This window comes from Moorena sp. SIOASIH (assembly GCF_010671925.1).
In the GTDB taxonomy this organism is placed as follows: Bacteria; Cyanobacteriota; Cyanobacteriia; order Cyanobacteriales; family Coleofasciculaceae; genus Moorena.
On the sequence record NZ_JAAHIH010000005.1, the window covers coordinates 1,025,997 to 1,041,849 of the forward strand.

Consider the following 15,853-nt stretch of genomic DNA (forward strand, 5'->3'; position numbering starts at 1 on the left):
TTTCCATTTGATTTGTGAACATACTCCCTAGCGACTATGTTCGCTCTCCAAATCGAGTCAATAATTCTAGTCGAGACAATTGTAATAGTAGGGGGGTAAATTCTTCTGGAGACAGTGCCATCAATGGCTCAATAATTCCCAACAGTTCCTGGTCTAGTTCACCAAAACGGCTACGCAATAAGTAAGTGACCATAGTACGGCGTTCGTTTTGCATACCTTGGACTAGTCCTTCTTCTTTTCCCTGGACTAGTCCTTCTTCTTTTCCCTGCACTAGTCCCTGGACTAGTCCCTCTTGTTTGCCAAGCTCGGTAGCCAATTCCAGTCGTTGTTGATATATTTCAGATAATTGCATGATTAACTCCCGGTCATCTTCTTCTAGGTCTTGATTTTGTTTGATACGTGCCTCTAAAATTGCCAGCATGTCATATACTAATTCTAGGATATTGTCTTTGTGCTGACTCCCGTTCGGTAGGGATTTCAATTCCTCGATCGCGTGCTGTTGCACTCTACCTCTACCGATAATTCTCAGCCATAAGGTTTCTGAGGTAACTGGCAGTTGGTGAATCGCCACAATTGCGGTATACAAGGATTTCCCCAGAAAGTATATCCCCCTGGGATAATTAACTAGATCTGCTTGAAAATTGAAGCTTTCTAAAAACTCTTCCGAAGCGGTTGGGGAGAGAATCCATAAACGAGGCAGTTCGGTCACCCTAACTTGGGCATTAGTGCGCTTAGCCTGACGGAAAACTTGACCATGAACCTGGGCCAGTTTACCGATACAACTGAGCACCTCAAATTTAGTGACTGGGTTGCGGAACGGTTCAAATATGGCAGGAGTTGTGGCCAGTTTTCCGAGTAATCCTAGGCTTTGTCCATTGGTGGTTAGTGGCTGAGATGGCAAAAAGTAAACATCAATTTCTTGAACTTCCCCAGGCACTTTCCAGCTTGTTTCTACCTTCCCCAGGGGGTCGAGGAGTTCTTTAAGACATTGTTTGGCAAATTGGTCATGGACGTTTCTGGTCATGGAACAGCCTAAAAACTATAGGAAAGGGAGTAGGGAGTAGGGAGTAGGGAGTAGGGAGTAGGGAGTAGGGAGTAGGGAGTAGGGAGTAGGAGAAAATTATCTGTAACTCATAATTATTATAACCGATGATTAGTAATTTATTGATCACAAAAATTACATCAAAAAAATGTTATCATTTTTTAAAAAATGACCATAAAAATCAAGGCTTATTTAGCATCATCCCAAAAAATTATCGGATTTCTTTCCTACTCTTCCCTGTTCCCTGTTCCCTGTTCCCTGTTCCCTGCTCCCTGTTCCCTATGACCTATTATTTATAAGTGTTCAACCAAAAATGATATAAGATAGAGTGGGTGCATAATGCCAGCTAGGATGAACGGTTCCATGTTCCAACCGCAGCTTGGTACAGAATAGGGAAAAAACTCTACCAATAGAAAATTAATATGACCGATTTACAAACGTTTTACCGAGCTACCAACCCCAGTAAAACCTTAGCGGTGGACAATGAGGAGGATCGCAAGTATTACATTGATTTCTCTTCAGTACGCGGCGGTCAGATTATTGAAAAACTTAGAAAAAAGATTGCTATCTTTTCACCAAATAAACCTACTTGTGAACTGTTTACTGGGCATATTGGCTGCGGCAAGTCTACGGAGTTGCTCAGGTTAAAGCTGGATTTAGAACGGTCAGGATTTCATGTGGTTTACTTCGAGTCCGATCAAGACTTGGAAATGAGCGATGTTGATATCAGTGATATTTTACTGGCGATCGCTCGTCGAGTCAGTGAAAGTCTGGAAGGCGCTGGCATTAGCCTTCAACCAGGGTACTTCCAGAGGTTATTTGGCGAAGTCAAAGATATCTTAAAAACACCGATGGAGCTATCGGATGTAGAATTCTCTGTAGGCATTGCCACCATTACCAGTCAAGCCAAAGCTAGCCCTAAGCAGCGGGATAAGTTGAGAGGATATCTAGAGCCTCGAACCAATGGAATTATTGAAGCAATTAATCAGGAGGTGCTGGAGCCTGCTATCCAGAAATTGAAACAGACCGGGAAAAAGGGACTAGTAGTAATTGTCGATAACCTTGACCGCGTGGACTCTATTCAAAAGCCCTTTGGTCGTCTTCAGCCAGAATATTTGTTTGCGGATCGAGGAGCACAGTTGCGGGGACTGGGCTGTCACGTGGTTTACACTATTCCACTGTCGCTGCGGTTTTCCAATGACTTTGGGATGGTGACTGAACGGTTTATGACCGACCCCAAAGTCCTGCCAATGGTACCTGTACAGTTACGGGACGGTAGTAAACATGAAGAAGGAATGGCACTGCTGCGACAGATGGTACTAGCAAGAGCTTTTCCAGATTTAGAGCCAAACCAGCGTCTGACTAAAATTACCGCAATTTTTGACAGTCCTGAAACCTTAGACCGTTTATGTGGTGCTAGTGGCGGTCATGTGCGGAATTTACTCCGGTTTCTCAATGATTGGATCATGGAAGAAGGAAAACTACCCCTGTCCCGTAATGGTCTAGAACGTATGATTAAGGCTCAGCATCATAAACTTGTGTTAGCGATCACTGATGATGAGTGGGATTTACTGCGTAAAGTAGCTAAGGATAAAAAAGTGACTGGAGATGATGGATATCAAATCTTAATCCGCAGTCGCTTTGTTTATGAGTATTATGATCAAGAAGAACCTTGGTTTGATGTTAATCCGATTTTGGCAGAAGCTAAGGAACTAGTTTGACCCGGTGGTGCGTTACGGGACGGGCTGTCCCAACACTGGCTACCAGGCGGAAAATGAGGGCGAGCCCGTCCCTAACGCACCCTACGCCACATTTAGGTGCGACTGCTTCCTGCTCCCTGCTCCCTGCTCCCTGCTCCCTGCTCCCTGCTCCCTGTTCCCTGTTCCCTGTTCCCTTTGCGATATATGAGTGCCTCCGATAAAACCAAAGAGGTTGCTGCCTACAACGAGCGTGCGTTGCAAAGATTGGCTTGGGCAATTGAAGCTTCTCAGGGGCAATTTTCACTGATTTTTGCACACTGTAACTATACCTATGTACAGCAGCAAATGACTCAGCGGCTGCTAGAAACCTGTCCTGTTCAAATCCGGGAGGTTGTGCTGAAAAAGTCTGATAGCAGACTTTATAGGAAGATTCGGCAGGATTTAGGAGATCAGCAGCCAGGGGCTGTGATGGTCTTTGGCTTAGAGGCCCTTGATGATATTGATAGCTTGCTGGCTGCTACTAACCAAGTCCGGGAAGAGTTTCGGAAAAATTTCCATTTCCCCCTAGTGCTGTGGATTAATGATGATGTTCAAACCAAATTGCTTCGGGTTGCTCCTGATTTGGAGAGTTGGGGCACAACTAGGGAGTTTCAAACCCCTCCTGATTCCTTATCTTATGAATTAATCTATACTCTCTCTCAAAAAGCCAAGGAGATCTTGGCTAAATTTCCAAACTGTGCTCCTGAAAAATTTTTGTATGAGCTGAATCGGGGGATAGATCATCTATCAGAATTTAATTTAGCTTGGCAAGATTTACAACATCACAACCAGGAAATAGAGCCAGAGTCAGAAGCTAGTTTTTACTTCATGCTAGGTCGAAATTACTATGCTAAAAAACAATTGGAACAATCCTTACTTTACTTTCATAAAAGCTTAGAGCTATGGCAAATAATAACCCGCTTCGATTGGCAAGGGATGGTTCTATTTCATATCGGGTTATGTCCTTATGGAAAAACTGAAGGACAAAATTTATTTGAGCAATGTATTGATAGTTTAGCTCAGATATCTTCTCTTGATTTAGCTAACCGATTGATTACTCAATTTGCCAGAGTCTTGCAACGCTTACAACGATGGGAATACTTAGAAACCTTAGCCCAAAGGTCTCTAAGACTCCATAGAGCCAATGGGAATTCAATTGAGTTAGCTCAAGATTATGGTTTTCTGGCGGAGGTGGCTTTAGATAAATTAGCTTGGACTGAAGCTAAGGCATTAGCAGAGCAAGCACTCTCCATCCTGGAAACTAGTTTGTCGGCTAAATCAACAGCAACTTCATCGGAGCAAAAAGCAAAATTAGATGGGAGGCAATCCTTTGATAAAGCTTGGTATTTATTATTATTGGCAAGAGCAGAAAAAGGTCTTTGTAAGTATCAAGATAGTATCAAGTATCTGGAAAGAGCAAAAGCAGAAACTCAAGCCCATTATGCTCCAGAGCTTTATATTAGGATTTTGGCAAGCTGGCGAGAATTATACCTTGAAAATGGTGACTATCTAGCTGCTTTTAGAGTTAAACAAGAACGAATATCTATTGAGCAACAGTTTGGCTTGCGAGCCTTTATTGGTACAGGGAGATTACAGCCAAAACGAAGGAGAGCAAATTCTCAACTTCCAGCCCTTCAGCAGCCTGAAATGGTTGCAGACGAAATCATCGCTTCTGGCAGACAACAAGATATCAATAATTTACTCGAAAGAATTGGCAACCCTAATCATAGATTAACTGTTATTCATGGACCATCTGGGGTAGGAAAAAGTTCCTTGATCTATGCAGGATTAGTTCCAATTCTCAAGCAACGAGCCATTGGTCAGCGAGATGTATTACCAATTGCCATACGAGTCTATACTGACTGGGTTAGGGAGCTGGGCGAGTTATTGGTTAATTCACTAAAAGCAAGAGGGCTTAGTCTTCCTGTTGAAGCAGATTCAGGAACTAGCATCTTGCAACAGTTGCAAGAAAATGGTGACCGAAACTTACTAACAGTTTTAATTTTTGATCAATTTGAAGAATTATTTTTTGCTGTTCCAGATATAGTCGAACGTAATCTTTTATTGGAATTTTTAAAAACAGCAATTGACTATATTCCTTCTACTCAAGTTATTCTGTCATTAAGGGAAGACTATCTACACTATCTATTAGAATTTCAACGTTCACAAAAAATAGATACTATCAAGTACATATTAAGCCAAGACATTCTTTATTATTTAGGAAATTTTTCTCGCCAAGAGAGTGCTAATTTTATATATCAATTAACAATAAAACATCGGTTTTATTTAGATAAAAAATTGATTTATAAACTTGTGAATGATTTAGCGGGAGAGCTAGGTGAAGTTCGTCCAATTGAGTTACAGATTGTGGGTTCACAATTGCAAGAAGAGAAAATTAATAAACTGGGTGAGTATCAAGAAATCGGTTCTAAACAAAAGCTATTGGAGCGATTTTTAGCTGGAGTTGTTAAAGACTGTGGTTATTGGAATAAACGTGACGCAAGACTAGTTTTATACCTCCTAACAGATGAAAATAACACTCGACCACTCAAGTCTAGGGCAGAGTTAGGATCGGGTTTATTGGATCTCGGAGTAGGAGAGACAGAAAACCTAGATTTAATATTAGAGATTTTCGTCAACTCAGGATTGGTTTTACTTTTGCCAGAAATTTCGACGGCGCACTATCAATTAGTACACGACTATCTTGTTCCTATTATTCGTCAATCGACAGGAACTTTAATAATCACTGAATTGGAACAGGAGAGACTAGCCAGAAAAGAGGCGGAACGAAGTAAAGTAAGACTAGAAGATGCCTATAGAGAAGAGGCGTTATCTAAAAGCAGATTTATATCATCAGTTATAAAAATATTGATTATTCTGGTAGTATTAATACTATTTCCGGGACTACTATTTGCGAGACAAGCCAAAATACGAAATACTCGTGATTTTACTCAATCTTCAGAAGCCCTATTTAACAAAAATAGGGAGTCCCTTGATCCACTCATATTAGCTTTAAAGGCAGGAAGACAACTTAAGTCAGCAACCGTAGTAGGAACCGATACCCGAACTTCGACTTTAGCTGCATTACAGCAAGCCCTTTATGCAGTCAGAGAGCGCAATCGTTTGGAAGGTCATAAAAGTTGGGTTAATAGCGTCAGTTTTAGTCCTGATAGTCAACTCCTTGCCACTGGTAGTGATGATGGCACTGTCAAACTCTGGACCATAGAAGGTAAATTACGAAACAGCCTCGGGGGGTGGTATACAGATACATTCAATAGCGTCAGTTTCAGTCCTGATGGTAAAATCCTTGCCACTGGTAGTGATGATGGCACCGTCAAACTCTGGAGTATAGACGGTCAATTACTAAACACCCTACAGGGGCATGAAACTGAGGTTACAAGTATCGGTTTCAGCCCTAATGGTAAGGTGATTGTAAGTGGTAGTCGCGACGGAATAGTAAAATTGTGGGACAGACAAGGTAACCCAATTGGGGAACCCTTTCCAATACAAAACGCTAGTATTATCAGTCTCAGTTTCAGCCCTAATGGTAAGGTGATTGCCAGTGGTAGTCGCAACGGAATAGTAAGATTGTGGAACAGACAAGGTAACCCAATTGGGCAACCTTTTCCAGCACAGAAAACTCGAATCACAAGTATCAGTTTTAGCCCTGATAGTCAGACCCTTGCCATCGCCACTCTTGATGGAGCTGTCAGACTCTGGAATATTCAAGGTCAGGAAAAGAAAACTCTCCAAAGCTTTGGTGCCACAATCAATAGCGTTAGCTTTAGTCGTGATGGTCAGACAATTGCTACTGGCAGTTTAGATGGAACTGTTAAGCTCTGGAGTCGGGAAGGTCAGGAACTCCAAACCTTGCGGGGTCATAATAGAGGGATTACAAGTATGAGCTTCAGTCCCGATGGCACAATTTTAGCTACCGCCAGTAGAGACTTGACCGTCAGACTCTGGAGCGTTGAGGACTATAATTCCAAAACTCAAACCCTATTTGGGCATGAGGCTGCGGTTGATAGCGTCAGCTTTAGTCCCGACGGTAACTTAATGGCCACTGCTAGCTCCGATGGAACTGTTAAAGTATGGGATCGGAACGGTGTACTAATCACGACCTTTACAGGACATCAAGGTACAGTCACAAGTCTTAGTTTCAGCCCTGATCAAAAATTCCTTGCCAGTGCTGGTTCGGATGGAACGATAAAGCTATGGAGTCTGGACGGTAAAGAAATAGCAAGCTTCCGAGGTGATACGCACTGGTTTAATAGTGTTAGTTTTAGCCCTGATGGAAAAACTCTTGCTGCTGCTAGTAAAGATGGAACCGTAAAACTCTGGAATTTAGATACGACAGAAGAAATCCACACTCTCCAGGGGCATCAAGCTGATGTTTACAGTGTCAAGTTCAGCCCTAATGGCAAAATCCTCGCTACTGCTAGTAAGGATGGAACCGTTAAGCTCTGGAATTTAACAGAACAACTAGCAACTCTCAAACTAGCAACTCTCAAGGGGCATAGTGCTGCGGTGATTAGTCTCAGCTTTAGCCCTGACGGTCAGACCCTTGCCACCGCCAGTCTGGACAAAACTATTAAACTCTGGAATTTGCAAGGTGAACTACTTGAAACTCTCAAGGGACATAGTGGTGCAGTCAATAGCGTTAGTTTTAGCCCCGAAGGCACCATACTTGCCAGTGGTAGTAGTTACGGGACACTCAAGCTCTGGAATCTTCGGCAGGGTAAACTGCTTCAAACCCTCCAAAGTAGTGGTGCTGGGATCAATAGTGTTAGTTTCAGCCCTGATGGCAATACTCTTGCTACGGCTAGTCAGGATAACACTGTAATCTTGTGGAATATCGATCTAGCTCTAAGTAGTCTAGATGAGCTACTGGGACGTGGTTGCGATTGGGCTGGGGATTATCTGAAGAATAAACCGAATGTAAGTGAAAGCGATCGCACTCTTTGTCGAGGTATTCACTAAAACGCGATTGACCTTTGGTCACCCTTCGCGAACGCACTCTTTGTCAGGGTATTCACTAAAACGCGATTGACCTTTGGTCACCCTTCGCGAACGCACTGTTTGTCGAGGTATCAACTAAAACGCGATTGACCTTTGGTCACCCTTCGCGAACGCACTCTTTGTCGAGGTATTCACTAAAACGCGATTGACCTTTGGTCACCCTTCGCGAACGCACTCTTTGTCGAGGTATTCACTAAAACGCGATTGACCTTTGGTCACCCTTCGCGAACGCACTCTTTGTCGAGGTATTCACTAAAACGCGATTGACCTTTGGTCACCCTTCGCGAACGCACTCTTTGTCGAGGCATCAACTAAAACGCGATTGACCTTTGGTCACCCTTCGCGATCGCACTCTTTGTCGAGGTATTCACTAAAACGCGATTGACCTTTGGTCACCCTTCGCGAACGCACTCTTTGTCGAGGTATTCACTAAAACGCGATTGACCTTTGGTCACCCTTCGCGAACGCACTCTTTGTCGAGGCATCAACTAAAACGCGATTGACCTTTGGTCACCCTTCGCGATCGCACTACGGGCATCTTTCCGATTGAGTTGCAGCAAGAACTGCTGCGGGAACTGGGTGGCATTGAAGTAGGAGTGGGAACTTTAGTCGCTACCAATGCCAGAATGGCAGAAGCGGTCAAAGGTAGCGTTGACAGCTTGCGGGAATGGGTCAAAGGACAGCTAATGGTGCATGTAGATGAATCTCCTTGGCCCGTGCTAGGTCTCAAGGAATGGCTATGGGTGACAACGGGTCAAAAATTCTGTGTATTTCATCCGGGTGATACCCGTTCACGGGCCGAATTGATTGCCCAGTTGGGGGAAAGCTTTGACGGTGTGCTTAGTAGGGATGATAGAGAGCGTCTATAACGGTTATTCGGTCAAAGCACAACAGAAATGTCTGGCACATCTAAGGCAGCACTTCAAAAAAGTAGTCAAGTTGAAAGGAGGCAACAATCAGGCATTGGGGCAAGCCTTTTTAGATTTGATTGATGAAGCCTTTGCCCAACATAAACAATGGCGGCAAACTTACGATGATAGTACCTATCGCACTTGGGCAATCGAGTTCAAGTTGCGAGTTACCCTCACCCTACAACAGTGGCTCGGTGGAGCTGGATACGAGGCTGGCAAGTTACTCAAGTCTTTGCGGGACAAAGCCGAGCAGTGTTTGAAATTACCGTAAGAATAAAGAAGCCTTTATAGGCGAGAGGCTATGGGTAAAAAGGTTAATCGGACTTACGCAAATCCCTCAATTTAACGCTACCTGTAGGGTGGGCAAGGTTTTGCCCACCCTACCCATGGAGTCTGTGCGTAAGTCCTGGTTAAAACTCATGAAATAAGGCTTCTTTATTGTAAGGTTTCTTGGTACTTTCAAAGGCCACCCAGAAGTTCCACCGGATAACAACTTGGCTCAGAGAAACCTGCGTTTAGCTGTGACCAAGCGTAAGGTCAGTGGTGGCTGAAGTTCAATGAAGCGATTCCAACAGAATGCCGATTTACTGAGTGTAGTGCAAACCTGTAGACCTCAGGGACGGTCGGTGATGGAGTTTTTCCAACAAGCCTTGAGGGAAAACTCCAGTGGCCATCAATCCAGCCCATCCTTGTTACCTGAACCAATCCCCTGAATCTCTTGGGTAGGGGATGAAAGCCAAAGGCCGAACAATCAAGGTATTCCAGCATTCATTGGGGACGAAGCCTTTCATCCCCTAATAACTTGATGACGCCAGACCTGTATCCTTACATTTTAACTACTCCCTTACCGATTGAGGAAAGTCTTTACGCTCCAGAATTTTTGCTCCCGCAAGCAGTGTTCTAGCACTGAGGCCAATCAGTATAAAAATACCAATCCATTGCAGATATGGAAGATGGGGAATTTGTTGAACAAACTCGTCAGCCAGTTGAGTATGAATAGGTTCAATCGCCTTAAAATAATGTTGATAAAGGAAAATATAAACTGCAACTGGTTCAGTTATTAGGAGTAAATATGCGAGAGAACGCAAACCTACTACCAGCAACAGTGCAAAAATATTACTGGTTAACTCAAAGGCGATGGTTCGTTCTCGCAACTGAGGTAAAATCAGGTTATTGTACTCGCTAATAGTGTCAAAGAACTGGTTAATCGAAGTTCTAATACTTTTTGGCTCTAAACTTTGTTTGAGAGCACGTCGATCTGCCTGGCGATTATATTTTCTAGATGTCTTGAAGAAATCAAAGTCAGGTAATAGGTACTGCAGTGCACCATCTAGAGTTAAAAAAGATCGAGTCAGTTTGAGAAAAGTCCAATTACTTGGGATACCATAGCTGGCAATCACTTTAGATAATTCAGCCGTTGCCCCACCAAAAGACCGTTCTTTATACTCTATCCCTTTAAGTTGGGCTTTGGAGGACCAAACCTCTATAGCACGCGACATTTCTTCCCTGACTCTAGGTACATTAACTCTGGGAATATCAACAGCCAACCGCATGATATAATCAGAGGCTTTGCCAAAATCTCCATCTGACAATGAATTCGTATACTCATTATAAGTTACCCTCAAATTCCTATCCAGGGATCCCACGCTACCCATGTCAATGAATGCAACTTTGCTCCGACGCAAGAAAATAATATTGCCTGGATGTAGATCTCCATGGTACAAGTTATCTTCAAATACTTGTCGAAGTAATGAAATAAACATCGTTTCACCCACTTTTTCAGGCTCAAAGTCATTTTCATCCTGCCATTGAGAGACTCTGACGGGATCCCTAGCCAATACTTTAATATAATCAGAGGCAAGAACCCCATCGATATATTCCATAACTAAAACTCGACGTTTAGAATATTTGTTATAAATCTTTGGAACATATATTTTATGCTGCTTTAGTGTTTTTCTCATCTTACGAGTATTAGATGCTTCATAGCGATAATCTAATTCCTCCTTAAAAATTTTATCTAACTCCGATACTGCTTCATCTAAACGTAGGTAACTCATAACATTAAAAGCAATTAACAGTTTGGCAATGACTTTAATTAAATCCAAATCTCGCTTGAATGCTTCTTCTAGATTTGGACGTTGAATTTTAACGATTACCGGAACATTTTTTCTTTTGCTTCGCAACGTTGCTCTATGAACCTGACCAATTGATGCAGCTGCCAAAGGAGTCTCATCAAAATCTTGAAATATTTTTTCCATGGGTGCTCCTAGCTCTGACTCAATTGTTGATCTAACTAAAGCCATAGGGAATCCAATGGCTTCAAACTGAAGACGTATTAACTGCTCACAAACCTCTTCTGGGAAAAGATCGCTCCGCAATGCTAACAACTGACCCGTTTTTACCCAGAAGCCTCCCAAATCTTGAAAGATCTCACGCAGCTCGTTCGCAGCCTTTTGTATGTCTGGCTTATTTGTAATTCGGCGACGTTGTATACCTAAATAGTAAATAATAAATCGTTTGATAATGTAGATAGCAGGAAAACGACGAATTTCCAATTTTTCATCTATTTCAATTGTCTTTTTTTGCTTGTTATCAATAATAGGAGTAGGAATATATTTTGTCTTTATCATATTGTAAGCAGCCACAAACAAATTTCAATAATAATCATTGATATCTCGTAGTTATCCTATCATTAAATACTGAATTTAGCCTTTTAAAAAACTAGTTTTAGGCAGTCCACGATAGTTTCGCTACTGAAACTTTTACTCTTTAAAAAGTACTGCAGTGCATCTTGGATGAGTTTGCGGTATTGGCAGACATAAATAAAGAAACTGATCAACATCAAAATAATTACCAACGATATAATAATATCAATTTTTCCTTGAAGGAGATTCAGAAAATTACAAAGTTCAAAGTTCAAAAAAAAACATAACCTGGTGCAAAAATATGTGCCTAGTGCTGTTGATACCATTATATACCAATCCTAAATGATATCAGAGAAAGCCTCATAAGTACTTAAATCAGGCATAGTGAATAAATGATACTCAATAGACATATCCAAAAATCCATAACCCAGTCACAGCAAGGAAAACAAGTTGGTCAAGACATAATTTACAATTTAGTTAATAAGGGTTTGAAGACACAAGATCTGATTTTGTAGTAAAACTATGGCTCATTATAACGTCAATTACTTGCTCTGATACCTCCGATTTTATTACTTCTAAAATTAGCGAGCCAATGTCTTGATGCAGTCGCTCATGGGGAGGGGCTGTGTGCGGAACCTGCGTCCGCACCTTGTAAGCCCCGTGGAAACCACGGCAGTCGCTCATGGGGGGAACCCCCAAGACCGCGCTGCCTCCCCAAGACCGCGCTGCATCGCTTCTTAATCGTACTAATCCACAAACCGTTAACAAACAAAACTGATTGATATCTAGTTTTACGCAAACGAAATCTTTCTTGAGATCTTTTCAAGATTTTGACAACTCTAATTAAATTTTCAATAAAAATTCGATCAGATGATAAAGCTTTGTTTTCTTGTTTTTGACTCTCTGTTAATTCTCCATTCTTCGGTTTTTTATAGGGAGTTGTAATTTGAGTTTCTCCAATGTAAGCTTTATCCCCACTAAAAGTTTGTTGAGCATTAAATTTGCTCAAAGTTTTTCGGCAGATTTTAATATCACTCATAGGGCCAGGTTTACCGATTACTACATCGACAATATCTTCAGGTGCGACCCGTGGCGAATTTAATTCTTAATGGGTCAAGCGCACCTTAGCTTTTGGTAAAACAATAAATTGATTTTTAAAAGTATGTCTTTTTTGCTTTCCTGTCTCTTGGTGCGCGTTCCCTAGGTCGGGTTCCCCGACCGGGGTCGCACCGCAATAATATTTTTTTTGCTCTTGATAATCAGAAGGTCTTTCAATAGACTGCTCGGTACTGTCTACAATCAATTCATAATTTTCTAATTGTTCACTAATGAGTTCTTCTTTTTGAAGCTTTTTTACTTGTGATAATAAACTGGGAGGTAAGTCGTTTTCAAAAAGTTTTTGCCAATAAGTAAAAATATTATGAGCCGTTGATTCAATGATTTTAAAAATAAGTCCTAAAAGTTGAAAGCTCAAATGATGCCTTAAATAAACTAACATTAAAACGATTTGCTCTGACTCTAATAGTTTAGGATGATTTCCTCTTCCTGCTTGATTGATTCTAATTTTAGTTTTATCCATTTCTTCTTGCTTTCTTTTATTGAGAAGCTTACCTAGTTCAATTAATTGCTCTAATTTTTGATAATCAATACCTAATAGTCTTTTGCTTTGTTTATGATTTTTCTGGATATAGTTCCAAGTATAGTTTTCCATTTGAGGTTTGTTTTTGAACACTATTTACTTATTGTACTCTATTTTTTGAGATTTGATTATATTCTGGAGATGTCTAAATAAATAATTCAAAGAGTTTATTTGTAATGGTGAAAGAGCAACACCATAGCAGGGTAATCGCATCTTAGTCGAGTTCTCAAGTTACTGTACTAAGCGCCTACAATGTGAATGTACAATTGCCGATCGTCCTCTGAGAAAAGGTGGAGGATCCGGTCTGTGTGAACCAGTTGTGTGAGTCAACCCTCTGTTTCCATTAATAGATTCAGTCCATCACCTCCTTCAATGGGTGGTCAACAGTTTGGTATTAGTGCAAGATTACGCCAGCGCCGCACTGGCGGCCAGGATTTTGATCACAAAGTCATGATCCATCCCCGCCCTGTAACGCTTCATCTTCAGACAAGGCGCGGGAGGGTTCTCCCTTGAGCAGGTTAACACGCTTCGCGGCGCACCAGCCCCAGATTCTCGCTTCTCATAGCCGTAGGCGTTCCCGGCTGGCATCTTCATTGAAGGTGACATCAAGCACCCAATGTAGACTGTTTTCAACACCCCAATGGCAGCGAATCACCTGGTTGTGCCGCGAGCCATCCGCCGACCGGGAACTGAGGTAAAACTGAGTCTGGGTGGTGGCGCATGTTCCATAACTGCCGCGTCCGCTTCACCATCACCACGCTAGTTAAGCCTTCCCATTGTGCGCGGTCTAGCAACGGGGGGAGTTGACTGACACCTACCGCCCACACCTGACGGGTTTCTTTGCGGTGATGGCTGGCCTCGACCGTTTGGTGGTCACTCAATTCAATCCCCTGCCAGTTCATAGCTTGAGCTATAGCAAACCACCCTCCCACCTGCTGGCTTAGCTTACCCTGGTTCCCCTTGAGCGCCAGGACATAGTCCCCACCCGCCTGCAAAATTTGTCGAGCAATGTCGATTTGGGTGCCCATGGCATCGAGAGTCACCACTGCTCCAAAGAGGTTCAGCAACTTGAGCAGCAGTGGCACTGCTGTGATTTCATTCGATTTACTCTCCACTTTTTGTTGGGCCAACACCAGTCCATATTCGCTGCTCCAGGCGCTGACGCTGTGAAGTGCAAGATGGTAGTTCTTACGGTCATAGGAGCCTTTGGCCGTCTTGCCATCAATATGAATCAGTTCAATATCCAAGCTCTCGGTGATGCTGCCCACCCAACTGAGGAAGCCAGCTTCGAGTTGCTGGGGTGCGAGTTGGCCAAACACCCGACCAAATGTATCGTGAGATGGTATCCCGTGAGGTAAGTCTAAAAATGTTTCCAGCCACTTTTGCTTGGCTTTACCGTAGGTTTCGATGGCCACAAACCCATCGGCTCCCGCAATCACAGCCAAAATGGCTATGGTAACAATCGCTACGAAATTATGGTCGGTTCTGCTACCCACACGGGGTACCGACCGATGCTCAAAATGATTGAGTACACTCTTTTTCAAGATCTGAGCCTCACGCTCATTGTGAGTGTTAGGAACGGGTCTGCCAAAACCTTTTGCCATGATCAGTGACTATAAAATACAACCCTTTACACATCCTAGGTTACCCTTGATGAGAGCTAAATTCTTAACTCATACACCAGGTCATTTGTCAAGTATAATTTATACCAAATTCTATGGGATTACCCTGGACACGGCTTTGTTGCATAAAGAGTATGAGTTAGCTGGAATAATGTTGACAGAGAAAAATTTGGCTCGACCCAACCATGACAGAAGCAAAGACCAAGACCCAATATAAAATTAGGAATTGGAGTGAGTACAACGCAGCCCTAAAAAACCGAGGAAGTTTGACCTTCACCGATTAATGACGAGGTACTTGAGGGATGGTGGAATCCCCACAAGACAGGGAAACGAGGCAGATCTCCCCAATTAGCGTGACATAGCGATCGCGCTCCATGAGTACAATGAGTTCAGTGCTGAATTTACCAGGAAGGCAAACCCAAGGATTGATGGAGTCGTTATTTAGGTTAATGGGAGTGGACTTAGATGTACCAGACCATTCAACGGTATCGAGGCGACTGGGAAAATTAAGTGTAGTAATGCCCGGTATAGAAAGGAGTTTGGCACGGCATGTGGTGGTGGATTCCACAGGTATAAAAGTGTATGGGGATGGAGTTTGGAAAGTGCGTCAACATGGTGTGAGCAAACGTCGCACGTGGGCGTTAGCTTCATCTAGGGGTGGATGAGAGCACAGGGGAGATACTTGGTGCGCTAGTAAGTACCAATAATCTCAGTGACGATTCCGCTTTATCGGAGGTGTTGGACGCCATAGAAGAAAATATTGAAGCAGTATCAGCAGATGGAGCCTATGATAAGCGCAAGTGCTATGATGCCATCAGTTCTCGGGGTGCTCAGGTCAATATCCCCCCACGTCACGATGCTCAATATTGGCCACAAGAGGGGGACAACCATCCACGCAATCAGAACCTGGTGCGGATTGAACAAGTGGGTCGAAGCCAATGGAAACAGGAGAGTGGATACCACCGTCGCTCATTATCGGAAACAGCGATGTTTCGTTTCAAGGTGATCTTTGGCACTAGGGCGTGTTTTCAAACTATAACCACAATAAAATTAATGCGATCGTCAACATGGCTGTATAATTTTCAGCAAGCAAATCGTATCGGGTAGCGATACGGCGAAATTGCTTGATTCGATTGATAGCAAGCTCTACAAGGTTGCGTTGACGATAGATTTCAAAGGTTTTATGGACCGCGACGTGGTTCGGCGGGAAAGTCGTGGTATGGTAAGACGGATACC

At 42.8% G+C, this 15,853-nt stretch carries 14 protein-coding genes and 2 pseudogenes; 9 read left to right on the top strand and 7 right to left on the bottom strand.

Going from position 1 to position 15,853, the window contains the following annotated elements; genetic code table 11:
- Positions 1 to 34 precede the first annotated feature (34 nt).
- Positions 35 to 1,024, bottom strand: a complete 990-nt coding sequence (locus tag F6J90_RS31775; protein ID WP_293103057.1) for a hypothetical protein — start codon at positions 1,022 to 1,024, stop codon at positions 35 to 37.
- Positions 1,005 to 1,172: a hypothetical protein gene (locus tag F6J90_RS31780; RefSeq protein WP_293103060.1), complete on the bottom strand. Its 168-nt coding sequence runs from the start codon at positions 1,170 to 1,172 to the stop codon at positions 1,005 to 1,007. The genes F6J90_RS31775 and F6J90_RS31780 overlap by 20 nt, the downstream gene beginning before the upstream one ends.
- Positions 1,173 to 1,464: 292 nt before the next feature.
- Here F6J90_RS31780 and F6J90_RS31785 point away from each other — a divergent pair, with 292 nt between their 5' ends.
- From F6J90_RS31785 to F6J90_RS31810, 6 genes and pseudogenes are all read left to right on the top strand, one after another.
- A complete protein-coding gene (locus F6J90_RS31785; RefSeq protein WP_293103062.1) occupies positions 1,465 to 2,763 on the top strand; it encodes an AAA family ATPase in 1,299 nt (432 codons plus the stop codon).
- A gap of 4 nt (positions 2,764 to 2,767) precedes the next feature.
- Complete coding sequence (locus tag F6J90_RS31790; protein ID WP_293103064.1) at positions 2,768 to 2,950, top strand: hypothetical protein; 183 nt, start codon at positions 2,768 to 2,770, stop codon at positions 2,948 to 2,950.
- Entirely contained in the window at positions 2,866 to 7,761 is a 4,896-nt protein-coding gene (locus F6J90_RS31795; protein WP_293103305.1) for a hypothetical protein, read from the top strand. The genes F6J90_RS31790 and F6J90_RS31795 overlap by 85 nt, the downstream gene beginning before the upstream one ends.
- Before the next feature lie 545 nt (positions 7,762 to 8,306).
- The gene (locus F6J90_RS31800; RefSeq protein WP_293103067.1) at positions 8,307 to 8,669 is read left to right on the top strand and encodes a transposase; all 363 of its coding nucleotides are present in this window, start codon (positions 8,307 to 8,309) and stop codon (positions 8,667 to 8,669) included.
- Entirely contained in the window at positions 8,650 to 8,982 is a 333-nt protein-coding gene (locus F6J90_RS31805) for a transposase (protein WP_293103070.1), read from the top strand. Before F6J90_RS31800 ends, F6J90_RS31805 begins: the two co-directional genes overlap by 20 nt.
- Before the next feature lie 196 nt (positions 8,983 to 9,178).
- Positions 9,179 to 9,424: pseudogene (locus F6J90_RS31810) on the top strand (IS66 family transposase); the annotation flags it as partial.
- Between the two features lie 123 nt (positions 9,425 to 9,547).
- Here the strand turns inward: F6J90_RS31810 and F6J90_RS31815 are convergent.
- The 4 genes from F6J90_RS31815 to F6J90_RS31830 all read right to left on the bottom strand — a co-directional run bounded on the left by F6J90_RS31815 (position 9,548) and on the right by F6J90_RS31830 (position 14,599).
- Positions 9,548 to 11,356, bottom strand: a complete 1,809-nt coding sequence (locus tag F6J90_RS31815; RefSeq protein WP_293103073.1) for an AarF/UbiB family protein — start codon at positions 11,354 to 11,356, stop codon at positions 9,548 to 9,550.
- A gap of 610 nt (positions 11,357 to 11,966) precedes the next feature.
- A complete protein-coding gene (locus F6J90_RS31820; RefSeq protein WP_293103076.1) occupies positions 11,967 to 12,395 on the bottom strand; it encodes a transposase family protein in 429 nt (142 codons plus the stop codon).
- Between the two features lie 66 nt (positions 12,396 to 12,461).
- On the bottom strand, positions 12,462 to 13,067 hold the full coding sequence (locus F6J90_RS31825) for a transposase family protein (RefSeq protein ID WP_293103079.1): 606 nt from the start codon (positions 13,065 to 13,067) through the stop codon (positions 12,462 to 12,464).
- 557 nt (positions 13,068 to 13,624) lie between these two features.
- On the bottom strand, positions 13,625 to 14,599 hold the full coding sequence (locus F6J90_RS31830) for an ISAs1 family transposase (protein WP_293103082.1): 975 nt from the start codon (positions 14,597 to 14,599) through the stop codon (positions 13,625 to 13,627).
- 49 nt (positions 14,600 to 14,648) lie between these two features.
- Here F6J90_RS31830 and F6J90_RS31835 point away from each other — a divergent pair, with 49 nt between their 5' ends.
- From F6J90_RS31835 to F6J90_RS31845, 3 genes are all read left to right on the top strand, one after another.
- A complete protein-coding gene (locus tag F6J90_RS31835) occupies positions 14,649 to 14,834 on the top strand; it encodes a hypothetical protein (RefSeq protein ID WP_293103085.1) in 186 nt (61 codons plus the stop codon).
- A 157-nt stretch (positions 14,835 to 14,991) separates the two neighbouring features.
- Complete coding sequence (locus F6J90_RS31840; protein WP_293103088.1) at positions 14,992 to 15,282, top strand: transposase; 291 nt, start codon at positions 14,992 to 14,994, stop codon at positions 15,280 to 15,282.
- Positions 15,275 to 15,724, top strand: coding sequence for a transposase (locus F6J90_RS31845; RefSeq protein ID WP_293103091.1), 450 nt, complete (start codon positions 15,275 to 15,277; stop codon positions 15,722 to 15,724). Before F6J90_RS31840 ends, F6J90_RS31845 begins: the two co-directional genes overlap by 8 nt.
- On the opposite strand, the pseudogene F6J90_RS43850 reads toward F6J90_RS31845, so the two are convergent.
- A pseudogene (locus tag F6J90_RS43850) lies at positions 15,717 to 15,788 on the bottom strand (hypothetical protein); the annotation flags it as partial. The gene F6J90_RS31845 and the pseudogene F6J90_RS43850 sit on opposite strands and share 8 nt — an antisense overlap.
- Positions 15,789 to 15,853 lie beyond the last annotated feature (65 nt).